Origin of the sequence: Gordonia sp. CNJ-863 (genome assembly GCF_001942325.1) — a bacterium.
GTDB lineage: Bacteria > Actinomycetota > Actinomycetes > Mycobacteriales > Mycobacteriaceae > Gordonia > Gordonia alkanivorans.
On the sequence record NZ_MKKG01000077.1, the window covers coordinates 26,516 to 49,245 of the forward strand.

General features: G+C 67.9%; 21 protein-coding genes. 8 read left to right on the plus strand and 13 right to left on the minus strand.

The window, feature by feature from the left end; genetic code table 11:
- The first annotated feature begins 10 nt into the window (after positions 1-10).
- Positions 11-787, plus strand: a complete 777-nt coding sequence (gene pstB / locus BJF87_RS22895) for a phosphate ABC transporter ATP-binding protein PstB (RefSeq protein ID WP_006358661.1) — start codon at positions 11-13, stop codon at positions 785-787.
- A gap of 61 nt (positions 788-848) precedes the next feature.
- Here pstB and BJF87_RS26355 read toward each other — a convergent pair whose 3' ends face one another.
- The 6 genes from BJF87_RS26355 to BJF87_RS22920 form a co-directional block, all read right to left on the minus strand.
- Positions 849-998: a hypothetical protein gene (locus BJF87_RS26355; RefSeq protein ID WP_164905310.1), complete on the minus strand. Its 150-nt coding sequence runs from the start codon at positions 996-998 to the stop codon at positions 849-851.
- Between the two features lie 167 nt (positions 999-1,165).
- Positions 1,166-1,828: a phosphate signaling complex protein PhoU gene (phoU, locus tag BJF87_RS22900; protein WP_042377541.1), complete on the minus strand. Its 663-nt coding sequence runs from the start codon at positions 1,826-1,828 to the stop codon at positions 1,166-1,168.
- Between the two features lie 106 nt (positions 1,829-1,934).
- On the minus strand, positions 1,935-4,199 hold the full coding sequence (locus BJF87_RS22905; protein ID WP_006358658.1) for an LCP family protein: 2,265 nt from the start codon (positions 4,197-4,199) through the stop codon (positions 1,935-1,937).
- Positions 4,200-4,374: 175 nt separating this feature from the next.
- Positions 4,375-5,532: a tRNA dihydrouridine synthase DusB gene (gene dusB / locus BJF87_RS22910; RefSeq protein ID WP_127963798.1), complete on the minus strand. Its 1,158-nt coding sequence runs from the start codon at positions 5,530-5,532 to the stop codon at positions 4,375-4,377.
- A gap of 68 nt (positions 5,533-5,600) precedes the next feature.
- On the minus strand, positions 5,601-6,593 hold the full coding sequence (locus BJF87_RS22915) for an acyl-ACP desaturase (protein WP_042377544.1): 993 nt from the start codon (positions 6,591-6,593) through the stop codon (positions 5,601-5,603).
- Positions 6,594-6,930: 337 nt separating this feature from the next.
- Positions 6,931-7,482, minus strand: a complete 552-nt coding sequence (locus tag BJF87_RS22920) for a nuclear transport factor 2 family protein (RefSeq protein WP_006358655.1) — start codon at positions 7,480-7,482, stop codon at positions 6,931-6,933.
- A gap of 116 nt (positions 7,483-7,598) precedes the next feature.
- Here BJF87_RS22920 and BJF87_RS22925 point away from each other — a divergent pair, with 116 nt between their 5' ends.
- From BJF87_RS22925 to BJF87_RS22935, 3 genes are all read left to right on the plus strand, one after another.
- On the plus strand, positions 7,599-9,488 hold the full coding sequence (locus BJF87_RS22925; protein ID WP_035755860.1) for a protein kinase domain-containing protein: 1,890 nt from the start codon (positions 7,599-7,601) through the stop codon (positions 9,486-9,488).
- Positions 9,488-10,324, plus strand: coding sequence for a fibronectin type III domain-containing protein (locus BJF87_RS22930; protein ID WP_006358653.1), 837 nt, complete (start codon positions 9,488-9,490; stop codon positions 10,322-10,324). Before BJF87_RS22925 ends, BJF87_RS22930 begins: the two co-directional genes overlap by 1 nt.
- A 121-nt stretch (positions 10,325-10,445) precedes the next feature.
- Positions 10,446-11,846: a wax ester/triacylglycerol synthase family O-acyltransferase gene (locus BJF87_RS22935; protein ID WP_006358652.1), complete on the plus strand. Its 1,401-nt coding sequence runs from the start codon at positions 10,446-10,448 to the stop codon at positions 11,844-11,846.
- Between the two features lie 4 nt (positions 11,847-11,850).
- Here BJF87_RS22935 and BJF87_RS22940 read toward each other — a convergent pair whose 3' ends face one another.
- From BJF87_RS22940 to BJF87_RS22955, 4 genes are read right to left on the minus strand one after another with little or no spacing between them, the layout of a single operon-like run.
- Positions 11,851-13,884 carry an NAD(+) synthase gene (locus BJF87_RS22940; protein ID WP_006358651.1) on the minus strand — a complete coding sequence of 678 codons (2,034 nt, stop codon included), beginning with the start codon at positions 13,882-13,884 and terminating at the stop codon, positions 11,851-11,853.
- A 48-nt stretch (positions 13,885-13,932) separates the two neighbouring features.
- Positions 13,933-14,757: an ammonia-dependent NAD(+) synthetase gene (gene nadE, locus BJF87_RS22945; protein WP_006358650.1), complete on the minus strand. Its 825-nt coding sequence runs from the start codon at positions 14,755-14,757 to the stop codon at positions 13,933-13,935.
- A 44-nt stretch (positions 14,758-14,801) separates the two neighbouring features.
- On the minus strand, positions 14,802-15,296 hold the full coding sequence (locus tag BJF87_RS22950; RefSeq protein WP_006358649.1) for a histidine phosphatase family protein: 495 nt from the start codon (positions 15,294-15,296) through the stop codon (positions 14,802-14,804).
- Entirely contained in the window at positions 15,293-15,580 is a 288-nt protein-coding gene (locus BJF87_RS22955; protein ID WP_006358648.1) for a hypothetical protein, read from the minus strand. The genes BJF87_RS22950 and BJF87_RS22955 overlap by 4 nt, the downstream gene beginning before the upstream one ends.
- A 115-nt stretch (positions 15,581-15,695) precedes the next feature.
- On the opposite strand from BJF87_RS22955, the gene BJF87_RS22960 reads away from it, so the two are divergent.
- A complete protein-coding gene (locus BJF87_RS22960) occupies positions 15,696-16,568 on the plus strand; it encodes a DMT family transporter (RefSeq protein WP_035755857.1) in 873 nt (290 codons plus the stop codon).
- A gap of 40 nt (positions 16,569-16,608) precedes the next feature.
- Here BJF87_RS22960 and BJF87_RS22965 read toward each other — a convergent pair whose 3' ends face one another.
- On the minus strand, positions 16,609-17,052 hold the full coding sequence (locus tag BJF87_RS22965; protein ID WP_006358646.1) for a flavodoxin domain-containing protein: 444 nt from the start codon (positions 17,050-17,052) through the stop codon (positions 16,609-16,611).
- A gap of 276 nt (positions 17,053-17,328) precedes the next feature.
- Between BJF87_RS22965 and BJF87_RS22970 the strand changes: the two genes are divergently transcribed.
- The 3 genes from BJF87_RS22970 to mmsB are packed head-to-tail and all read left to right on the plus strand — an operon-like array spanning position 17,329 to position 20,980.
- Positions 17,329-18,861: a CoA-acylating methylmalonate-semialdehyde dehydrogenase gene (locus tag BJF87_RS22970; protein ID WP_006358645.1), complete on the plus strand. Its 1,533-nt coding sequence runs from the start codon at positions 17,329-17,331 to the stop codon at positions 18,859-18,861.
- Between the two features lie 14 nt (positions 18,862-18,875).
- Positions 18,876-20,051 carry an acyl-CoA dehydrogenase family protein gene (locus BJF87_RS22975; protein WP_035755828.1) on the plus strand — a complete coding sequence of 392 codons (1,176 nt, stop codon included), beginning with the start codon at positions 18,876-18,878 and terminating at the stop codon, positions 20,049-20,051.
- 59 nt (positions 20,052-20,110) lie between these two features.
- Complete coding sequence (mmsB, locus tag BJF87_RS22980; protein WP_006358643.1) at positions 20,111-20,980, plus strand: 3-hydroxyisobutyrate dehydrogenase; 870 nt, start codon at positions 20,111-20,113, stop codon at positions 20,978-20,980.
- Positions 20,981-21,048: 68 nt separating this feature from the next.
- Here mmsB and BJF87_RS22985 read toward each other — a convergent pair whose 3' ends face one another.
- A complete protein-coding gene (locus BJF87_RS22985; RefSeq protein WP_006358642.1) occupies positions 21,049-21,918 on the minus strand; it encodes a type IV toxin-antitoxin system AbiEi family antitoxin domain-containing protein in 870 nt (289 codons plus the stop codon).
- A gap of 100 nt (positions 21,919-22,018) precedes the next feature.
- A complete protein-coding gene (locus BJF87_RS22990; protein WP_005201490.1) occupies positions 22,019-22,522 on the minus strand; it encodes a MarR family transcriptional regulator in 504 nt (167 codons plus the stop codon).
- Between the last annotated feature and the right edge of the window lie 208 nt (positions 22,523-22,730).

Genomic DNA, 22,730 nt, shown 5'->3' on the forward strand with positions numbered 1-22,730 from the left:
CGGAAAAGTCATGGCGAAGCGCCTCGACATCAAAGACCTGAACATCTACTACGGCGACTTCCACGCGGTGAAGGACGTGACCCTCGAGGTGCCGCCGCGCTGCATCACCGCCTTCATCGGCCCGTCCGGCTGCGGCAAGTCGACGGTGCTGCGCACCCTCAACCGCATGCACGAGGTCACCCCGGGGGCGTACGCCGAGGGCAGCGTGTTGCTCGACGGCGAGGACATCTACGGGCGCAACGTCGACCCGGTGAGCGTCCGGGCCACGATCGGGATGGTGTTCCAGCGGCCCAACCCGTTCCCGACGATGTCCATCAAGGACAACGTGGTCGCCGGTCTGCGTTTGCAGGGCGTGCGCAACAGGGCCGAGCTCGACGAGGTCGCGGAGCGCAGCCTGCGTGGTGCGAATCTGTGGGAAGAGGTCAAGGACCGCCTCGACAAGCCGGGCGGCGGCCTGTCCGGCGGTCAGCAGCAGCGCCTGTGCATCGCGCGGGCCATCGCGGTCTCGCCCGATGTGTTGCTGATGGACGAGCCGTGCTCAGCGCTCGACCCCATCTCGACCCTCGCGATCGAGGACCTGATGGGTGAACTCAAGAAGGAGTACACGATCGTCATCGTGACCCACAACATGCAGCAGGCCGCGCGCGTGAGCGACCAGACCGCTTTCTTCAACCTGGAGGGCGTCGGCCAGCCCGGGCAGCTCGTGGAGATCAGCGACACCGAGACGATGTTCTCGAATCCGTCGAAGAAGGCGACCGAGGACTACATCTCGGGTCGTTTCGGCTAGATCTGCGGCGATTTCACTCCGACAGGGTCCTTCCCGCCACGGGAGGGGCCCTGTCTGCATCTCACATGTTGATCAGAAGGATGACGAGCAGAGCGGCGAGCGAGGCGATGACACCGAGGTAGGTGATGATCTGCCGGCGGTGAGCGGCGGCCGCGGCGTCCTCGTCGGTCATCGCATTGAAGTCGGGTTCGATCGGCTGATGCTGGCCCATGCCCGCCACCATAACGGGGACCTGTGTGGCTGCGAAATCGTTTCCGGGCACAAACGGCCCCAGATGTTCACTGATATGAAGAGAGGCCGAGTTCAGTTCGTCGAACTGAATTCTCGGCCTCTCGAGATGTGTGCCCTCGCTCGCCCCGGGGAGGTGAGCGAGGAAGATCACCCGACGTTCTGGAACTGCTCGGGCGTCTTGCCGGTCGCGGTGAACACCACCCGGCGACCGATCAGCACGGCGTGATCGGCGAAGCGTTCGTAGTAACGGCCGAGCAGGGTCACATCGACGGCGGCGGCGACGCCGTGCTGCCATTCGCGGTCCATCAGGACGGTGAACAGGTGGCGGTGGAGGTCGTCCATCGCGTCGTCGTCCTCCTGCAGGCGCAGCGCGGCCTGGGGATCGCGGGTCTCGAGGACCTCGTGAGCGCTCTTCGCGAGGGTCACCGCGAGCCGGCCCATCTCCGCGAAGTACCCGTTGACCTCCTCGGGGAGGGCCTTCGCGGGATGGCGTCGACGGGCGACCTTGGCGACGTGCAGGGCCAGCGCGCCCATCCGGTCGGCGTCGGCGACGATCTGGAAACCGCTGACGACGCCGCGGAGGTCCCCGGCGACGGGCGCCTGGAGTGCGAGAAGGGCGAAGGACTGCTCCTCGGCGCGGGCCGACAACTGCGTCATCCGCTCGGCGTCGCCGATGACCTCTTCGGCAACGGCGAGGTCGGCTTGCAGCAGTGCCTGGGTGGCTCGCGACATCGCGGTGCCCGCGAGTTCACACATCTCACCCAGGACGTGGGTCAGCGCCTCGAGTTGCTCTTGGTAGGCGGTACGCATGTTCCCAGGATACGTCGGGAATCGGTCCAGCCCGCCCACGGCCGATGAACGCAGCGTGAACGCCCGGTGCAGAACCTTCGATGTCGGTTCGTCCGGACCGGCCGGACTAGGTGCAGGTGGTGTCGCCCGCGTTGGTGACGGCGAGGTCGTTGGGCAGGTCACCGGAGTTCTCGGCCGGCGCGAGCTGCTCGACGTTCACTGTGGCGCCGGCGTCGGGCACCGACCCCAGCTCGCCGGTGAAGTCGGACCCGAGGATGAGTTCGACACCCGACTTGACCGTCCGGTCGAGCTGGATCTCGGCGCCGGGGAACATCGCGGCCAGCGTGGCGGCCGCGTTCTGCTGTCCCGGGCCGTACCGCACGACGGTGTCGTCCCGGTCCTCCGACGCGTCGGCGACGCCGCGGACGTCGAAGCCGTACGGGGTGAGCTGCTCGGAGACCTCGGCGGCCAGACCGGTGGTGGAGGTGCCGTTGAGCACGCGGACACCGACGTTGCCGGGGTTCTGCGCGGTGGCGTTGATCCGTCCCGGGGTCTCGGTCGAGTTCCGCGAACTCGGAGCCCGTGAGGGGGCCTTCGATGTCGGCTTCTTCTTCTCGACCTTCTCACCGGGCAGTGGGAGGTCGTCGATGATCGCGTTGAAGATCGCGTCGATGTCGTCGGTGCGCGGGATCTCGTTGTTCTGACCGTCCTCGGAGGTGCCGGAGGTGGGGATGGTCAGGAAGGAGACGCGGCCGGCCTCGATGCCCTGCATCGACTCGGCGAGATTGATCAGCGACTGGGTGTCCACACCGTCGACGTAGCTGTACTCGATGAAGGTGTTGACGATGCTGTTGAGCTTGTTCGGGTTGGACAGCACGTTGCCCGACAGTGTCGACCGCAGCAGCGACGACATGAACAGCTGCTGGCGCTTGATGCGGCCGTAGTCGCCGTTGCCCTCCGAGGCGATGTTGCGGGCGCGGACGTAGTTGAGCGCGCGGCGACCGGTCAACTTCTGCTTGCCGGGCTTACGGAGGATGTGGCCGATCTCGTAGTCGTAGAGCGGGACGGTCGAACAGACCTCCACGCCACCGATCGCACGGACGACCTTCTCGAAACCGTAGAAATCCATGCCGATGAAGTGGTTGATGTTGAGACCACTCATCTGGGTGATCACGCGGACCAGGCACTGCGGGCCGCCGTAGAAGTAGACGCTGTTCAGCTTCACGCCGGTCTGTGCCGGCATCTCCGCGCCGTACTCACCGGATTCGTTGTCCCACGAGTTGCAGGCGGGCTGGTCCACTTGGAGATCGCGCGGAAAGGACACCGCGACGACGCGCTCGCGGTTGGCCGGGACGTTGACCAGGATGACGGTGTCCGAACGCGCACCCTCGGCGTCGGCAGTGGTTCCCGCACCCACCTTCGCGTTGTTGCCGCCGCGCGTGTCGGTGCCGACGATCAGGTAGGTCTCGTCACCGTTCTGGGCGTCTTTGTTGCGGATGTTCTTGTCTTCGGCGTCGACGGCGGTGACGTTGCGCCAGTTGCCGTTCCACGACTGCAGGTAGTTCCAGACGAAACCGGTGCCGACCAGGGCGGTCACACACGCGATGGCCACCAGGATGCGTCCGGTGGCGGTGGTCTTGCGGACGAGTGAGCCGCGGCGGTCGCCGTCGCCGCGTCCCGGATGGCGGCGAGGGGTCTGGCGGAGTTGCAGCGGACCGGTCAGGTCGGGGGTTCGTTCGAGCGGTTCACGCCGGGCGGGCGGCTCGCTCGGGGTGGCGGGCGGCACCATGGCGTCCTGGGCGCGCGACTCCTCGATGGCCCGCTTCGCGGTGGCCCGGTCCGACAGGTCGGGTGCGGGGTCGCCGGGCTTGTCACCGATCGTGGGGATCTTCTGGGTGACGTCGTTGCCGAAGTGATGGATCTCGGTGGGACGATCGTCGCCCGCGGGCTGGCCCCGGTCGCTCCGTCCGAGCGGGGGACGCGGGGGCGGGACCTGGTCGGGTTGCGCCGGGTCGAAGCGACGCGACCGGCCGCGGGTGGTGGGCGGGATGGACGCGGATCGACCGGCCGGGGGTGCCTGGTCGGGGGCGTCGGCGCGGGAACGTCCACGACGCGGGGTGTCGGTCGGAGGTGTCCGCGGCTCCTCCGCGTTCATCTGCTCCATGAGCTCGCGGACGGTCAGACGCGTCCGCCCGCGGACGAAACGATCGCTGGCACGCGGTTCACGGAGACTCGGGTGCGCACTCGACGCGGAGGCATCCTGGGCGCGTGGTTCCAGCGGGGGACGGCGGTCGTTCGCATCGTCCGGGCGCCCGGCACGACGGCCACGACGAGACCTGTTGGCCTCGTCCCCCGCCTCCGGTTCGTCCGGGCCCGATGTCCAACGACTCAATGCACGTTCCTCATGCCCCGAGGTCTACAAAGCGCCAACCGCGCGTCGGGGCTGGTCGACGCGGTGCGCACGCACGTACGGACCCGGCAGGCCGGGACCTCCGCGCCATCTTACTGATCACACCTGAGAAGAGGCCTCAGCCAGAGGTGCGTTGTGACGGTTTTCGCAGAACGTGTCAGCCGCCGGAGTGCATGATCTCCGCGCCGGCGGGCACGACGTCCTCGTCGGGATCGTCGAGCCAGCCGTCGGGCAGCGCGACCTTCGCCGGCGAACCCTGACGGCCTCGCGGACCGTGGCCGTCGCTGGGGAACGGCGCGTCGGCGGGCAGTTCGGACAGCAGTTCCCGTAGCTCGTCGACGCTGCCGACGAGTGCCATCCGCCGCCGGATCTCCGAGCCGGCCGGGAATCCCCGCAGGTACCACGCCACGTGCTTGCGGATCTCGCGGCAGCCCTTCATCTCCCCGTGGTGGTCGACGAGCAGCTGGCAGTGCCGGACCATGATCTCGGCGACCTCGCCCAGGTTCGGAGGAGTGGGTGCGTCGAATCCGTTGAGCTCGGCGGCGAGTTCGGCGAACAGCCACGGGCGTCCGAGGCAGCCGCGGCCGACGACGACACCGTCGCAGCCGGTCCGGTTCATCATCGCGACAGCGTCGGCGGGCTCGAAGATGTCACCGTTGCCCAGGACCGGCACCGAGGTGACGTGCTCCTTCAGACGGGCGATCTCGTTCCAGTCGGCCTCGCCGGAGTACCGCTGTGACGCGGTCCGGGCATGCAGGGCGACCGCCGCGGCACCCTCCTCGGCGGCGATGCGGCCGGCGTCGAGGTGCGTGCGGTGGTCGTCGTCGATGCCGATGCGGAACTTGACGGTGACCGGGATGTCGGTGCCCTCGGTGGCCCGGACGGCAGCCGCGACGATCTTGCGGAACAGCGTCCGCTTGTAGGGGATGGCCGAGCCACCGCCCTTCCGTGTCACCTTGGGCACGGGGCAGCCGAAGTTCATGTCGATGTGGTCGGCGAGGTTCTCGTCGACGATCATCTTCGCGGCCTGGTAGGTGTACTCCGGATCGACGGTGTACAGCTGCATCGACCGCGGGTTCTCGTCGGGTCCGAAGGTCGTCATGTGCATCGTGACCGGGTGGCGTTCGACGAGCGCCCGGGCGGTCACCATCTCGCAGACGTAGAGCCCGGAGACGGTACCGGTGCGTGCGAGTTCGAGCTCACGGCACAGGGTGCGGAACGCGACATTGGTGACCCCGGCCATCGGGGCGAGGACGACGGGGCTCGCCAGCTCGATCGAGCCGATGCGCAGCGCAGAACCGGCGCCTTCGGTGATCGAAGGCGCCGGGCTGTCGCTGCTCCCTGAGGTGTGAGCGGAGCGAGCCTCGAAGGGGAGGGTCGTGCTCAGGATGCCTGCTGCTCCCGCTTCTTGGCCTCGCGGGCGAGCGAACGATCGCGCATCTCCTCGAAGCGGATGGTGTCCTTCTCGAGCTGCTCGAGGAAGGCGGCCAGCTCCTCGCGGACCTTCTCGCCCTCGGCGGTGAAGTCGTCGCGCTCGAAGACGTTCCACTTGCGCAGAACCGGCATGACGACCTCTTCGAGGTGCTGACGGAGGTCGTAGATGCCGTGCTTGGCCATCAGCACGCCGTGGCGACGGAAGTTGGGCATACCGGCGCCGGGCATCTGGAAGTTGGTCACGATGTCGGTGACCGCGCGCAGCGTCTGGTCGGGGGCGATGTCGAAGCCCGCGCCGCAGATGTTGCGGTAGAAGATCATGTGCAGGTTCTCGTCGGCCGCGATGCGCTGCAGCATCTTGTCGGCGATCGGGTCGTTGCAGGCCTTGCCGGTGTTGCGGTGGCTGACGCGGGTCGCGAGTTCCTGGAAGGTCACGTATGCGACCGAGTGCAGGAGGCCGAGCTCGTCGGCGTGCTCCTCGCGTTCGTCGACGCGACCTGCGGCCGCCAGCATCGGGTCGTAGCCGTTGGTCATGTGGATCATCCGGGCCTCTTCGAGGGCGACCGGATCGACACCGCGGGTGACGACGAGGTAGTCGCGCATGACGATGCCGTGACGGTTCTCCTCGGCGGTCCAGCGACCGACCCAGTGGCCCCATGCGGAGTCCATCGAGAAGTTGTCGGCGATGACGCGGTGGTACGAGGGCAGGTTGTCCTCGGTCAGCAGGTTGGTGATCATCGCGGCCTTGGCGACCTCGCCGAGCTGCGACTGCTCGGGGTCGTAGTCGACGCCACCGAGGGCGGCGAAGTTGCGGCCCTCGTCCCACGGGACGTAGTCGTGCGGGTTCCAGTCCTTGGCGATCTTCAGGTGACGGTTGACGTTGTCCTCGGCAACCGGGGCGAGCTCCTTGAGAAGCTCGAGTTGCGTCAGCTCGCGTGCCATATAGATGTCCTCCGAAACGGTGTCCGCGTGTGTCGTACGTGTGTCGTCTTCTTCTCACGCCTCGCGGCGGTGCCACGAGTGTGTTCGCGACGTCGTCGTGGGCGGGTCCCGCCCACCCGGGCGGACCTTTGATGGTCTCGGACGCGCGGCGCGCAGCCCTACCCCCACTGGTCAAAGCTCTAGCCTACGGCACTCGGGACTGCGTCCCAAGTCCGTCTGTGATGCTGTCGTGTCCTGATGGTGCCGACGTTACGAACGCGCCCGGTGGTGTCGGTCACGGTCGTCGTGGCCGGCCGCCCGGCGGTCTCGTCGCAGGTGGGCAGGGTCCCTGCCGGTGTCAGTCCTTGCTGCGGGGCCGGGCGAAGAAGGCGCCGGTGGTCGTCATCCACTGTTCGGCGGCCTCGTCGAGGTTGCCGAATTCGCGGGCCTTCTCACACCACCGCATCGCCGCCCGGCCGAACTCCATCGGGTTGTAGACGTCTTCCTCCTTGTTCCACAGGCCGTCGCCCGCATAGGTGAGGATGGTGATGTTGGTGGCGGTGATGAGGCTCTGGTCGCCGGGGTCGCGCATCGGGTTGTCGACCTCGCAGATCACCCGGCTCGTCGGGGCGTCGACGACGTGCCACAGCGAAGGAAACGACGTCATGTGGCTGCCGGGGAAGGCCGTCATGGTGCGCCAGGCCCAGGCCCGGATCTCCTCGCGGCCCCGCATCGTGCCCAGCGCGTGCTCTACGAAGTCGGCGTCCTCGGTGAACATGTCGGCGTAGCGGTCCCAGTCTCCGCCGGCCGCGACCTCGGCGACCGTGCGCTGGAACCCTGCAAACGCCTCGTTCAGTTCGTCGGCGCTGAAGGTCCCGGTGGTGTCGGTGACTTTCTCGGTGGATTTCATCGTCGCCGATCCTAGGGTTCGGATGGTGTCCTCCGGCCGCGTTTCGCGACACTCGGTAGCATTCGGTGCCTACGCATCCGCCCGAAGGCATGGGTGCAAGGGCCGATGAGGACGACATGTACCAGGTAGGGGACCTGATCGCGGGGTACCGCGTCCTCGACGTGCTCGGACGAGGCGGCATGGGCGACGTCTACAAGGCGGCCCATCCCCGGCTCCCACGGTCGGACGCTCTCAAGGTCCTGCGGTCGGGTCATGCCACGGACCCGGTCTTCCGCGCCCGGTTCGAGCGGGAGGCCGACATCGTCGCGCCGTTGCACCATCCCAATGTCGTGACCGTCTACGACCGCGGTGTCTTCGACGGGCAGCTCTGGATCGCGATGGAGTACGTACCCGGTATCGACGTCGCGCGGATGCTCGCGGCCGACTCGCCGCTCGACCCCCGGCTGGCGTGCACGATCGTCACCGGGGTGGCGGCCGGACTCGACGCCGCCCACCGTCGCGGGATCATGCACCGCGACATCAAACCCGCCAACATCCTCGTCACCCCCGGCGTCGGTGGCGGTCCCGGCAACACCGGGTCGCTGCCCCCGGAGGCGGTGAAGGTCACCGACTTCGGCATCGCGCAGGTGCTCGACGAGGTCACGAACCTGACCGGCACCGGCATCACGATCGGGACGATGCACTACGCGTCGCCCGAGCAGATCGAGGGTCGCCGAGTCGACGCCCGCAGCGACATCTACTCGCTCGGGGCGACCGCCTACGAACTCCTGACCGGTGCACCGCCTTTCGACTCCCCGTCGTTGCACGGCCTGATGACTGCGCACATGTACCACGAGCCGCCGGCGGCGAGCAGTCGCAACGGGGCGTTGCCGACCGCGGTCGACGGGGTGCTCGCACGGGCGATGGCCAAGAACCCCGACGACCGGTATCCGGCCGCGGGTGAGTTCGCCGACGCCCTCCGCGATGCCTTCGACACCCGCCAGACCCTCGTCGGGTCGGGTCTGCAGCCGACTCCCGGTGGCTATCGGTCTTCTTCGGGGCAGGCCCCGGTGGCGCCGGCCACCGGACACCCGACATCGTCTGCGGCGCCTCATGATCAACCGACCGATCCGACGACCCGAGCGCGATTGGGGCCACCGCGGAGCGTCTCGGCAGAGACCCTGCACGGATGGTCGCCCGCGCCCGCCGCGGAACCGGCCCGGCCGGCCCGCCGTGGTGTCGCCACGGTGGTCGCGATCGGGGCGTCGCTGGCGCTGATCGCCGGAATCCTCGGTGCCGGAGCGGCATTCGTGAGCACCTCCGCGGGGAATCTGGAGACCCCCAGTCCGCCCGATGCGGAGGTGTCGACGACGGCGGTCGAACTGTCCTGGAGCCACGTCGACGATGCGACGAACTACGTGGTCACCCAGAACGACGAGGTGATCTACTCCGGTCCGGGCACCAAGTTCACCGCGCCGCGTCCCGTACCGGGGACCTACACCTATCAGGTCGCCGCGCAGGACGAGGACGGCCGGACCTCCGAGTTCTCCCGCAACTCCGAGGCGGTCGACGTCTTCATGACGTGGGGCGAACTGCAACCCATCGCCGACCTCTACCACGACCTGGTGCCGGCATCACCGTTGAGCACCAACGGTTTCGACGGCATGCGGTGCTGGGGCGAGGACGGCGACCTCGCGTTCGAGTCGTCCAAGCGCACGGTCTGGTGCACCCGCTACCTCGACGAGGAGGCCAAGAACGCCGACTACCAGGTGATCATCGACGTGTACGACACCCCCGAGGAGGCGCGGGCCGCGGCCGACGTGACCGCGTACAACCTGCGCGGGACCGGTTACACGACGGCCCAGGGCCACACCGGCACGCTGTATCTCTCGGACAAGCAGCGCGATCAGGGGCAGGCCATCCTCGCCCACGACACCGGTGACCGCGCGAAATCGGTTGTGTGGGTAGTGGTTCCCGGCAAGACGGCCGCAGCCGCGGCCGATCTGCTGAAGAGGCTGCCGATCTGATGGCGCAACCGGTCACCACCCAGCCCGCGGGGCCGCCCACCACCCCGCCGCGTACGCCGACCCTGCGGCCGTGGACCATCGCGTTGATCGTCCTCGCCGTGCTGTTGACGGCGGTCGGCTCGTTCTTCTCCGTGCGGGCGTTCACCAGCGTCGACGTGCCGGACACGCCCACCGGTCTGACACTCGACGCCGGTACGGGACGCCTCGTCGCGACCTGGGAACCGGTTCCGGGGGCGACGGGTTATCAGCTCGTCCGCGACGACGGGTTCGTCGTCTACCGCGGTACGGAGACCGAGGTCCTCGACGCGGCCGTGCCCGCGGGTGAGCACACCTACCGGGTGGCCGCACTGGACGGGAACGCCGTCTCGCCGCCGAGCCCGCCGCAGTCGGTACGGACCGGCGCGAGCTGGGGTGTCTACGCGCCACTCGTCGAGCAGTTCCCCGAACTCCTCCCGCAGACGCCGGACACCGCCGCGAAGTGGAACGACACCGAGTGCGTCCGCCGATACGCCGGTGGCCGCGACGAGGTCGGCCCGTCGGAGACCGGAAACGGCAAGGTGCGCACCGTGTTCGTGGTGCGCTGTGCCGCCGGGGCCGTCGACCGCCCCTTCGGCGTGTTCTGGTTCGCCTCGAGGGATGCGCTCAACGCCGAGTACTCCCGGTCGTCGGCGACCTCGCGTCCGGTGCGGTGGAGGCACGGCACCGGCCTGATCGACGAGAACGGTCGCGGCGTCTTCAAGATCACCGACGACCCGGCCCGGGAACTGGCGATGATCGTGGTGTTGCAGACCCCCGCCCAGAACGTCCTCGAGATGGTCGATTCGATGCCGATCTGAGTCCTCCTCGAGGGGATCGGTGGCAACCTGGACGAGCGACTGAGACGAACACACATCCGGGGTCTCCCGCGTGCGGCATGATGGCGTGGGGGCCCGGGGCCGGGACGGAAAGGCTGGTGTCATGCAGCGGTTGAGTGGTTTGGATGCGTCGTTCCTCTACCTGGAGACCCGCAGCCAGCTGATGCACGTCATCGGTCTCGTGGAGATCGATCCGAGCACCATGCCGGACGGGTACGACTTCGCCAAGCTGCGTGCGGAGATGGAGCGGCGCGTCGCCGCGATCCCGGCCTTCCGCCGCAAACTCGACAACTCCGTCTTCAACATCGACCACCCCGTGTGGATCGAGGACGAGGACTTCGACATCGAGCGTCACGTCCATCGGGTGGCCGTGCCCGCACCGGGCGGTGCCGGTGAGGTCGCCGAACTGTGCGGTCATCTCGCCGGTCAGACCCTCGACCGGGGCAAGCCGCTATGGGAACTGTGGATCATCGAGGGACTGTCCAACGGCCGTATCTGCGCGATGCTGCGCATGCACCACGCCGGCACGGACGGTGTCACCAGCGCCGAGATGCTCGCCCAGATGTGCACCCTCACACCGGAACCACCTGAACTCGACTCGTCGAAGATCCGCGAGTCGGCCGGTCCGCCGTCGCGCGCGACGATCGCCGCGACGGGGGCGCTCAACTACTTCGTCCAGCGCCCGCTGGCGATGGCCAAACTGCTGCCGCGAACGGTCAGCGTGCCGGTCGGGTGGCTGCGCCGCGCCCAGCACCAGTCGGCCATGCCCGCTCCGTTCATGGCGCCCCGGACGCGGTTCAACTCGACGATCACGCCCCATCGCAGCATCGGCCTCAGCCAACTGTCGCTCGACGACGTCAAGCGGGTGAAGAACCACTTCGGGGTGAAGATCAACGACGTCGTCCTGGCCTTGGTCGGCGGTGCGCTGCGCACCTACCTTCTCGAACACGACGAACTGCCCGACAAACCGCTCGTCGGGATGGTGCCGGTGTCGGTGCACGATGCCGACGAGAAAGATCTCGTGGTCGAGGGGACCAACAAGGTGACCGGGATGTTCACCCAGTTGCCCACCGACATCGAGGATCCAGTGGAGCGACTCGAGAAGCAGGCGGAGTTCAGCCGTACGTCGAAGGAACACCACGCCGAGATCGACGCCAACATCCTGCGATCCTGGGCGCAGTTCGCGCCCGGGACCACGTTGTCGACGGCGATGAAGGTCTACGGCAACCGGAAGCTGGCGTCGGCGCATCCGCCGATCTTCAATGTCCTCGTGTCGAACGTCGCCGGTCCCGACTTCCCGTTGTACTTCCTCGGTTGTCGGGTCACCGCGGTCTACCCGCTCGGACCGATCTTCCACGGACTCGGCCTGAACATCACGGTGTTCTCCGCCGACGGGAACCTCAACATCGGCATCCTGGCGTGCACCGATCAGACCCCCGACCCGTGGGAGATCGCCAACGCGTTCGACGATCAGCTCAAGCAGCTGCTCGCCGCCTGCGACTGAACGTCTACTCTCCCCGTCCGCCCGCGAGCTGGTCCAGCCAGACGCGTGCGGACGCGTCGGACGGCGACCGCCAGTCGCCGCGGGGCGACAACGAACCGCCCGAACCGATCTTGGGGCCGTTGGGCATCGCGGTGCGCTTGAACTGGTTGCCCATGAAACGCTTCAGGAAGACGCCGAGCCAGTGCTCGATGGTCGCGGCGTCGTACTCGTTGCGCTTGTCCTCGACGAGCAGCTCCGACCACGGCCCGCTCGAGCGGTCACCCCAGGCCTGCCGGGCGAGGTAGACGACCTTGGTCGGCCGGTACCCGAATCGAGTGACGTGGTAGAGGAAGAAGTCGTGGAGCTCGTACGGCCCGACGGTGTCCTCGGTGGACTGGATCTTGCCGTCGTCGCCGGCCGGGACGAGCTCGGGGGAGATGACGTCGTCGAGGATCTCGGCGAGCACCTCGGTGGTCTCCGCCGAATGGTGGCTGTTGCTGATCATCCACCGGATCAGGTGCTGGATCAGGGTTTTCGGCACCGACCCGTTGACGTTGTAGTGGGACATCTGGTCGCCGACACCGTAGGTGCACCAGCCGAGCGCGAGCTCGGACAGGTCGCCGGTGCCGAGGACGATGGCGCCGTGATGGTTCGCCAGCCGGAACAGGTGCGATGTGCGTTCGCCCGCCTGCACGTTCTCGAACGTGACGTCGTAGACCTTCTCGCCGCGGGAGTACGGGTGGTCGAGATCGGCGAGCATCTGCTCGCACGACGGCCGGATGTCGATCTCCTTGCCGCTCACGCCGAGTGAGTTCATCAACACGTGTGAGCGACGCAGCGTCGCGCCGCCGGTGGCGAAACCGGGCATCGTGTAACCCAGGATGTTGGTGCGGGGCAGGCCGAGTCGGTCGAAGGTGTCGACCGCGACGAGCAGGGCGAGGGTCGAGTCGAGGCCGCCGGAGACGCCGATGACGATCTTGTCGATACCTGTCGATCGCAGGCGCTGGGCGAGTCCCTGCACCTGGATGTGGCGGACCTCGGCACACCGCTCGTCGCGGTCGGCGGAATCGGCCGGTACATAGGGGAACCGGGGCACGACACGGCGCAGCACATCGTCGTCGCCGCCCAGCTCGCCGAATGAGAAACCGATGCGGCGCAACGACTTCAGGCGATCGGAGTAGTCGCCGGCCTGGTCGCGCAGGCTGATCATCCGCATGCGTTCCTGCCGGATCCGATCGAGGTCGATGTCGGCGGAGATCACCTGATCGGTGGTCGCGAACTGTTCGCTCCGTGCGAGTAGGGAACCGTTCTCGGTGATGAGGGCGTCACCGTCCCAGGCGAGATCGGTCGTGGACTCGCCGTAACCCGCAGCGACATAGACGTGCCCGGAGATCGTGCGCGCGGAATGGCCGGTGCACAGGTTCTTCCGGTAGGACTCCTTGCCGACGGTGACCGGGCTGCCGGAGAGATTGGCCAGCACGGTTGCGCCACCGAGAGCGGCCCAGGTGCTCGGCGGGATCGCCACCCAACCGTCCTCACAGATCTCCACATGCAGTGCGAAGCCGGGCAGATCGGCGGCCTCGAAGATCAGATCGGCCCCGAACGGGACCTCCTCGCCTTCGACGGTCACCGTGGTGGGCACCGCGTCGCGGGCCGCGGAGAAGAACCGCTGCTCGTAGAACTCGCGATAGTTCGGCAGATACGACTTCGGGACCACGCCCAGCACCGCCCCGTCGCGGATCACGGCCGCGCAGTTGAACAGTCCGTCGCCGACGACCATCGGCAGACCCACGACGACCAGCGGCCGGAGACCCCTGCTGGCCGCGACGATCTCACCGAGCGCGACGCGGCAGCCGTCGATCAGCGCGTCCTGGTGGAACAGGTCGTCGACGCTGTAGCCGCACAGCCCGAGTTCGGGGAAGACCACCAGCGCGGCGCCGTCGTCGGCGGCCTGCCGCATCAACTCGATGGTGCGTGCGGCGTTCGCGGCGGGTTCGGCGATCGTGAGGACGGGCACGGCACCCGCGACCCGAACGAAGCCGTTTGCGTAGACAGACACGTCGACAACAGTAAACGGCGCGGTGTGCGGTGGGCGCGATGTCTGTCGTCAGGCCCGCCACCACGTGTCGTCGAGTTCGACCGGCGTCGTGCGCTTGTGGCGATTGCGGTGCCAGGCCGCCTCGATCCTCTCCGCCGTCTCGACCGGGACCTCGCGGCCCTCGAGGTAGTCGTCGATGTGCTCGTAGGTCAGGCCCAACTCGTCCTCGTCGGTCTGGCCCGCCTTCTCGTCGAGCAGGTCGGCGGTCGGGACCTTCGCCCACAGTTGCCGCGGCGCGCCGAGGTGACGCAGCAGCGACCGGCCCTGGCGTTTGTTCAGACCGGCCAGCGGCAGGATGTCCGCGGCGCCGTCGCCGTACTTGGTGAAGAAGCCGGTGACGTTCTCCGAGGCATGGTCGGCGCCGACGACCAGGAGCCCGCGATCGCCGGCCACCGCGTACTGGGCGACCATGCGGTGGCGTGCCTTGGCGTTGCCCTTGGTGAAGTCGGTGAGCGCGGTGCCCGTCGCCTCCGAGATCTCGTCGTTGAGGGCGTCCACCCCGGGCGCGACGTTGACGGTCAGCGTCTCGTCGGCCGCCACGAACTCGACGGCCGCCGCGGCGTCGTCCTCGTCGTGCTGCATCCGGTAGGGCAGGCGCATGCCCACGAACACCGCGTCACCACCGTCGGCGCGGACGCGCTCGACCGCGATCTGGGCCAGGCGTCCGGCGAGGGTCGAGTCGACGCCGCCGGAGATGCCGAGCACATACCCCGAGGCGCCGATCGTGCCCAGGTAGTCGGTGAGGAATCGCACCCGCCGCTCGACCTCGTCGGCCGGATCGATCGAGGGTTTGACCCCCAGGACGTCGATGATGGTCCGCTGGGTCTCACGCATTCGCGCTCCAATGCTCGCTCGGGGTCTCCGTCGACCAGCCGAGGTCACTCCTCGCGGGGTATCCGGACGCCGACGAGGTGGGCGTCGGGGTCCGGGGTCATACCGAGTCGATCCCAGGGCTGCGACACGGTGAGTACCGCATAAGCGGATGTCGGAAACCGATCTATGGGACCGGAGGGGTCGAGCGTGAGCGCGGTCTGCGGCATCCCGGGTTCGTGACCGACGACGAGCAGCGTGGACGCCTCGACAGGCGCATGGATGCGGATGGCCTCCAGCACGTCGTCGGCGTCGCCGCCGTAGATGTCCTCGACGTAGGCGACCGGCGCCCGGACGCCGGTCCGCTCGAGGGTCTGGCGGGTCCGGGTCGACGTCGAGCACAGCACCGCGTCGACGCGCAGGCCCTCGTCGGACATCCACCGTCCCGCGAGAGCGGCCTGGCGATCGCCGCGTTCGGCCAGTGGACGGTCGTGGTCACGCGTCGCCGGGGGATAGCCCGACTTGCCGTGACGCATCAGGATCAGCGTCCGCATGCCGCTCATGCGATCCCGGTGCGCCGGGATCCGGCCGGATAGGCGTCGGGGTCGGCGGCGATGGTGCGCAGCAGGCGGACGGTCGCGCGCCACGCCGCGGCCTCCTGGCGGAGGAAGGCGGCGTGCTCGTGCTCGTCGTGCAACTCGGCCTCGTCGGCCAGCGCATCGAACTCGAGATGTTCGTCGACGGCACAACCGATGAGTTCGTCCAGAGTCGTGCAGTCGGCGCAGGCCCGCTCGATCGCGGCCGCGTCGAGGGTGGCCAGGCGTTCCAGATCCGACCGATACCGCATGGTTGTCGAATGTACGCCGTCGGCGCTGGTTGCCGGCGTTGCGACACCGGGTGCAGCGTCGCCGACCGGTGCCCGATTCGGGCGCGGGGTCCGCGACGCCCTTACCCTTGTGGACGTGCACACCTGGGTACCCGCGCTCCTGGCGGTGCTGGCGGCGTTGTTGATCGCGGCCGGCACCGTGCTGCGGCAGCGTGCGTCGCGGGTCAGCGGGGCGATCACCGCCGGATGGTGGGTGGGTGCCGTCATCGCGCTCTGCGGCTTCGGCCTACAGGCGTCCGCGCTGGGTCTCGGGTCGATCCTGCTGGTGCAGCCCCTCGTCGTGCTGGCCGTGCTGTTCGCGCTGCCACTGGAGGCCTGGGCCGATCACCGGCATCCCGCGCGGATCGAGTGGGCGTGGGGTGGGGTGCTGGTCGCCTGCGTCGCGACCTTCCTCCTCGTCTCCCGGCCGGAGCCGTCACTCCGAAGACCGGATGCGCTCCTGCTGTGGGCCACGGTCGGGGCAGTCGTCGGGATCGTCGTCGGCCTGGTGTTGCTGGCACGGCGCTCCAGCCCGCACTACAAGGCACTGTTCTACGGGCTCGTCGCAGGCACGATGTTCGGGGTCTCGGCGCTGCTGGTCAAGGCGGTGATCTATCAGATCACCCACGAGTTCTGGCGCACCTTCGTCCAGCCGGAGATCTACCTGTTCGTGCTGGTCGTGGTCGGTGCGGTGGTGGCGCAGCAGCTCGGTTTCGGAGCGGGTGACCTGCAGACCTCGTTCCCGTCGATGACGGTCGCCGAGCCTGCGGTCGCGATGGTGCTCGGCGTGCTGCTGCTCGGCGAGAACCTCAACGTCTCCGTGCCCACTGCGATGTTCCTGGGCATCGTGCTCGCGATCATGATCCGGGCGGTGTGCGAGCTGGCGAAACTGTCGGCCGTCCGCGGATACGAACAGGCGGTCGCCGCAGAAGCGGAGATGCCGCCGACCGCTGGGCGGTCGGCGGCATGATCGAGCCGTGATCAGACGGTACTGAGCCCGCCTGCTCCGATCAGCCCTCGACCAGCTCCGCGATGCCCTCGGCCCACTCCTCGGCCTGCTTGGCGGGCTTGACCGACGACGAGCTGTCGTGGCGGGCGTGCTCGCCGACCTGAACCGCGCCACGCTTCGTCAGCATCTCGGCGACGATCTCGCCGCCGCGGTTGAAGGTGTCGTAGATCGAGTCGCCGAGCCCGAACACGGCGAAGCGCAGTCCGCTCAGGTCGGGGTTGACGCTCTCGAGCTCGTCGGCGAACGGCTCGGCGCCGGTGGGCAGCTCGCCCTCGCCGTAGGTCGAGCAGACGATCACCAGGAAGTCGGCGGGATCGAGGTCCTCGACCGCGTACTCACTCATGTCGTAGATCGAGGGATCGTGCTGGTTGAGCGCGTCCGCGATCGCGTCCGCGACGAGCTCACCCGTTCCGGTCTCGGTTCCGTAGAGGATGACGACCGACATATGCAGAACTCCTCTCGACGTCGGCTTTTCGCCAGAGAGGCTAGCCTAACCCGCTCTCCGTGGCTAAATCGCAGGTGGGAAGGGGGTTGGAAGAAATACTTGGATGTCCTACTATGTGGTGACAGAGGCCATAACCCCGAACTCCCGGATCGGGGCGCTCGCCGCCGGCTCACAGGCCGGCGAGGCAGGTCCGAAAGCTCCGAATACACGTCAAGGCCGTCGAGGCCGGAAGACCCGACCAGACAACCCCCAGAGAAGAATCAAAGGTGATCTGAAGTGTCCGCTCCCGCTGTCCCGTCCATCCCGCACTTCCTGAACGGCAAGCGCGTCACCGCCGAGGGCGGCCGCTTCGCCGACGTCTTCAACCCCAGTACCGGTGCCGTGCAGGCCCAGGTGCCGCTCGCCTCGACCGACGAGGTCGCCGCCGCCATCGCCACCGCGTCCGAGGCACAGAAGGAATGGGCCGCGTGGAACCCGCAGCGTCGCGCGCGCGTCCTCATGCGCTTCGTCGACCTGGTCAACAAGAACGCCGACGAGCTCGCGACCACCCTGTCGCTCGAGCACGGCAAGACCCACGCCGACGCCCTCGGCGACATCCAGCGCGGCATCGAGGTCATCGAATTCGCCATCGGCATCCCGCATCTCATCAAGGGTGAGTTCACCGAAGGTGCCGGCGGCGGCATCGACGTGCACTCGATCCGCCAGCCGCTCGGTGTGGTCGCCGGCATCACGCCGTTCAACTTCCCGGCCATGATCCCGCTGTGGAAGGCCGGCCCCGCGCTCGCCTGCGGTAACGCCTTCATCCTCAAGCCGAGTGAGCGCGACCCCTCCGTGCCGGTCCGCCTCGCCGAATTGTTCACCGAGGCAGGGCTTCCCGACGGCGTCTTCCAGGTCGTCCACGGTGACAAGGAAGCGGTCGACGCGCTGCTCACCCACCCGGACGTCAAGGCCCTCGGCTTCGTCGGCAGCTCCGACATCGCGCAGTACATCTACTCGACCGCCGCCGCCCACGGCAAGCGTTCGCAGTGCTTCGGTGGCGCCAAGAACCACGCGATCATCATGCCCGACGCCAACCTGGACCAGGTCGTCGATGCGCTGATCGGTGCCGGTTACGGCAGCGCCGGCGAGCGTTGCATGGCCATCTCGGTCGCGGTCCCGGTCGGTGAGGAGACCGCAGACCGTCTGCGCGCCAAGCTGATCGATCGCGTCAACGCGCTGCGCGTCGGCCACAGCCTCGACCCGAAGGCCGACTACGGTCCGCTGGTCACCGCCGCCGCTCTCGAGCGCGTCCGCGGTTACATCACCAAGGGCGTCGACGAGGGCGCCGAGATCGTCATCGACGGCCGCGAGCGCACCAGCAACGAGCAGACCTTCGGGGATGACGACATCTCGAAGGGCTTCTTCATCGGCCCGACCCTGTTCGACCGGGTCACCAAGGACATGTCGATCTACACCGACGAGATCTTCGGTCCGGTGCTCACCATCGTCCGCGCCGGCGACTACGAAGAGGCTCTCGCTCTCGCGTCGGATCACCAGTACGGCAACGGTGTTGCGATCTTCACCCAGGACGGCGACGCTGCCCGCGACTTCACCGCGCGGGTCGAGGTCGGCATGGTCGGCGTGAACGTGCCGATCCCGGTTCCGGTGGCGTACTACACCTTCGGTGGCTGGAAGCGTTCGGGCTTCGGCGATCTCAACCAGCACGGCCCGGCGTCGATCCAGTTCTACACCAAGACCAAGACGGTCACGACCCGTTGGCCGTCCGGCATCAAGGACGGCGCCGAGTTCGTCATCCCGACGATGGACTGAGTGCGGCCACAGATATGACCACACTTGCCGAGGCCGCAGTCGCGCGGCTCGACGGTGACGAACGCGTCATCGTCGAGACCGCCGCGGCGTTCGCGACCAAGAAACTGGCGCCGTATGCGCTGGAATGGGATGCGTCCAAACACTTCCCGGTTGCCGAGCTCCGCGAGGCGGCCGAACTGGGGATGGGTGCCATCTACTGTTCCGAGGATGCCGGGGGCAGCGGACTCCGTCGTCTCGACGGCGTGCGGATCTTCGAGCAGTTGGCCTACGCCGATCCGGCGGTCGCGTCGTTCCTGTCCATCCACAACATGTGCGCCTGGATGATCGACCACTACGGCACCGACGAGCAGCGCAACAAGTGGGTGCCGCGGCTGGCGACGATGGAGACCATCGCCAGCTACTGCCTGACCGAACCCGGAGCCGGGTCGGATGCGGCGGCGCTCGCCACCCGCGCCGAACGTCAGGGTGACGAGTACGTCCTCACCGGCGTCAAGCAGTTCATCTCCGGTGCCGGGTCGTCGGACCTGTACGTGGTGATGGCCCGCACCGGCGACGCCGGACCCAAGGGCATCTCCACCTTCCTGGTCGAGAAGGACACCCCGGGACTGAGTTTCGGTGCGCAGGAACACAAGATGGGCTGGCACGCGCAGCCCACCGCGCAGGTCATCCTCGACGAGGTGCGGGTCCCGGCGTCGAACCTTCTCGCCGAGACCGAGGGCATCGGGTTCGGCATCGCGATGAACGGCCTCAACGGCGGCCGGCTCAACATCGCGGCGTCGTCGCTCGGTGGCGCCCAGGCGGCCTTCGACAAGGCGGCCGCCTACGTCTCGAGTCGTCGTGCGTTCGGCAACTCGCTGCTCGACGAGCCGACCATCCGGTTCACGCTCGCCGACATGGCGACGTCGCTGCAGACCTCGCGGCTCATGCTGTGGCACGCGGCGACCGCTCTCGACGACAACTCCCCCGACAAGGTGGAGCAGTGTGCGATGGCCAAGCGATTCGTCACCGACAGCTGCTACGACGTCGCAGACAAGGCACTGCAGCTGCACGGCGGCTACGGGTATCTGTCCGAGTACGGAATCGAGAAAATCGTCCGCGACCTCCGTGTGCACCGCATCCTGGAAGGGACCAACGAGATCATGCGGGTCGTCCTCGGCCGTTCGATCGCGTCCCGCTACCGGGAGAGCTGACGCGAACTCGCGCCCAACGCAATGGTTTTCGCAGGCAAACACTTTAGGGAGCAATGACAATGACGACGATCGCTTTCCTCGGTCTCGGCAACATGGGTGGCCCGATGGCCGCCAATCTGGTCAAGGCCGGCCACACCGTCCGCGGGTTCGACCTGTCGCCCGAGGCGATCGAGACCGCCAAGTCCAACGGGATCGAGACGTTTCCCGCGGCCATCGAGGCGGTGTCCGGATCCGAGGTCGTGATCACCATGCTGCCCAACGGCGGCATCGTGAAGAAGGTCTACGACGAGGTCCTGCCGGCCGCCCAGACCGGTGCGCTCTTCATCGACTCGTCGACCATCTCGGTCGACGATGCGCGGGAGATCCACCGCCGGGCCGTCGACCACGGTTTCGCGCAGGTCGACGCCCCGGTGTCGGGTGGCGTCAAGGGGGCCACCGCGGGCACGCTGGCCTTCATGGTCGGCGGCGAGGACGAGGCCTTCTCCGCGGCGCGGGGAACCCTCGACCCGATGGCCGGCAAGATCATCCACTGCGGTGCGGCGGGTGCCGGCCAGGCGGCGAAGGTGTGCAACAACATGCTGCTCGCCGTCCAGCAGATCGCCGTCGGCGAGGCCTTTGTCCTGGCCCAGAAGCTGGGTCTCGACGAGCAGGCGCTCTACGACGTCGTGACCGGTGCCACCGGCAACTGCTGGGCCATCGAGACCAACTGCCCGGTCCCGGGCCCGGTCCCGACCTCGCCGGCGAACAACGACTTCAAGCCGGGGTTCGCCACCGCACTGATGAACAAGGACCTCGGTCTCGCGATGGACGCCGTCGCCAGCACCGGTGCCCGCGCCCCGCTCGGTTCCCACGCCGCTCAGCTGTACCGCGGCTTCGCCGAGCAGCACGGTGACCTCGACTTCAGCGCGATCATCACCTCGCTGCACTAGGTCGCAGCACCTGCTCTGGTTCTCTATGACGTTGTGCCCGGTTTACGGGCACAACGTCATACTGCTTTTCAGCTGGCGGCGCGCTGACGAGCGGCTCTGACCTCGTCCACGATCTCTGTCGGGCGTTCGACGAGGTCGGCCCAGGTGAAATTGAGGACGGTCCACCCGTTCGCGACCAGTAGGTTCCGCTTCAACCGGTCTCGCCGGAACGCGGCTGCGTCGCGGTGGAATGCGAAGCCGTCGATCTCCACTGCGACCTTCACGTGCGGGATCGCGAAGTCGATGATGTACCCGTAGGCGGGCATGTTCGCGATCCAGCCGGAGACGCCACCGGCCGACAGCAGGTTCGCGGTCAGTCTCTCGGCTTCCGACCTCGCGCCATCTCCCAGGAGCCGCAGATAGGACGCTGCGCTTGTCGCGCCATGGCGCCTCGGGTAGCGGGCGTGCGCCGCCTCGAGGTCTTCCACCGTGACTCGCTTGGTCAACAGGGCCGAGTCGAGGATGCTCATCCCGATGTCGAGCGACGCGTCGAGGACGGTCAGCGAGGGTGCTGTGGTCCGCAGCCCTTCGTGCACCGTGATGTCCGCGTCATCGAGAGGCCGGTATCGGGCCAGCGCCGTCGCCGACGACCGCCGGGCGGCGCCACGCGTCTTGGTGAACACGACGTGCTTGCGGGGCTCTGCATCGTGGAGACCCAGCCACCACGCGGCAGCAGCACCACCCAGTACCGCGTCGTTGTGCACCGACAGCACTGCGATCCGTGCCTGCGCCCGCGCCGACCGTGCGTGCCCGCTGACGAGGTAGACGCCTCGCGCCACGGCCTTCCATTCGCCGACGGCCACCTTGCGCTGGATCGATGAGGAGCTGACGCCGCACTCGCGTGCCTCCTGGGCCGAGAACACACCGTCTCGACGAACGGTCAGTTCGGTGATGTCCACGATGGATTGGACGCGAGCGGCGCCGAATCGGTTCCCGCGTTATGAGCCGCGGTGTTCCGTATGACGTTGAGCCCGGAAGCCGGGCACAACGTCATACACATCAGAAGTCGCCGTTGTGCTTCCGCAACGACTGGATGGCGCCGACGAGGCCGGCCATCTCGTCGTCGGTCATGCCCACGTCGGCGAAGACCTTCTCGTTGAGGGTCTTGGTGGCGTCTTCGACGGTGGAGCGGCCGAGGTCGGTGATCTCGACGAGGGTGGTGCGGCCGTCCGTCGGGTGTGGGACGCGGCGGACGAGGCCGCCTTCCTCGAGGCGACGGATCGCGTGGGTGACGCTGGTGACGTGGACCTGGAGGCGGTCGCTGGCCTTGGTGATCGGGAGCGCGCCCTGGCGAGAGAACGCCAGCAGTCGGAGGAGCTCGAACCGGGAGAAGCTCAGATCGAAGGGGCGCAACGTGGCCTCGACACGGGCCAGCAGGATCTGGTGGGCACGCATCACCGAGGTCACCGCGACCATGCCGTCGGCGACGTCGCCCCACCCGGCCTCGGTCCAGTTGTCCCGTGCCTCGGCGATGGGATCGAAGTCCATGCTGCGCCCTGCCATGAATCCACCCTAATCGGGTTGTCGCGTCACCGATCGACGGCGCGCCAGCCATCGCCGAGGCCGGCCCGACGGAGGCCGGACGGGCTCGGGCGGGGCAGGAGCCGGCCGATGACGCCGCCGTGTCCCGTGACCGACGACCCTCACCGGGTGACCAAAGTCCCTCGGTGAGTGACAGATGGCCTCGGCGGCAACGTAACAATATGTTCGC

Excerpts from the sequence above, each read along its gene's own strand:
- pstB (WP_006358661.1), top strand. The coding sequence starts at position 11 with ATGGCGAAGCGCCTCGACATCAAAGACCTGAACATCTACTACGGCGAC.
- BJF87_RS26355 (WP_164905310.1), bottom strand. The coding sequence starts at position 998 with ATGGGCCAGCATCAGCCGATCGAACCCGACTTCAATGCGATGACCGAC.
- phoU (WP_042377541.1), bottom strand. The coding sequence starts at position 1,828 with ATGCGTACCGCCTACCAAGAGCAACTCGAGGCGCTGACCCACGTCCTG.
- BJF87_RS22915 (WP_042377544.1), bottom strand. The coding sequence starts at position 6,593 with ATGGCACGCGAGCTGACGCAACTCGAGCTTCTCAAGGAGCTCGCCCCG.
- BJF87_RS22920 (WP_006358655.1), bottom strand. The coding sequence starts at position 7,482 with ATGAAATCCACCGAGAAAGTCACCGACACCACCGGGACCTTCAGCGCC.
- BJF87_RS22925 (WP_035755860.1), top strand. The coding sequence starts at position 7,599 with ATGTACCAGGTAGGGGACCTGATCGCGGGGTACCGCGTCCTCGACGTG.
- BJF87_RS22930 (WP_006358653.1), top strand. The coding sequence starts at position 9,488 with ATGGCGCAACCGGTCACCACCCAGCCCGCGGGGCCGCCCACCACCCCG.
- BJF87_RS22935 (WP_006358652.1), top strand. The coding sequence starts at position 10,446 with ATGCAGCGGTTGAGTGGTTTGGATGCGTCGTTCCTCTACCTGGAGACC.
- nadE (WP_006358650.1), bottom strand. The coding sequence starts at position 14,757 with ATGCGTGAGACCCAGCGGACCATCATCGACGTCCTGGGGGTCAAACCC.
- BJF87_RS22950 (WP_006358649.1), bottom strand. The coding sequence starts at position 15,296 with ATGAGCGGCATGCGGACGCTGATCCTGATGCGTCACGGCAAGTCGGGC.
- BJF87_RS22955 (WP_006358648.1), bottom strand. The coding sequence starts at position 15,580 with ATGCGGTATCGGTCGGATCTGGAACGCCTGGCCACCCTCGACGCGGCC.
- BJF87_RS22965 (WP_006358646.1), bottom strand. The coding sequence starts at position 17,052 with ATGTCGGTCGTCATCCTCTACGGAACCGAGACCGGAACGGGTGAGCTC.
- BJF87_RS22975 (WP_035755828.1), top strand. The coding sequence starts at position 18,876 with ATGACCACACTTGCCGAGGCCGCAGTCGCGCGGCTCGACGGTGACGAA.
- mmsB (WP_006358643.1), top strand. The coding sequence starts at position 20,111 with ATGACGACGATCGCTTTCCTCGGTCTCGGCAACATGGGTGGCCCGATG.
- BJF87_RS22990 (WP_005201490.1), bottom strand. The coding sequence starts at position 22,522 with ATGGCAGGGCGCAGCATGGACTTCGATCCCATCGCCGAGGCACGGGAC.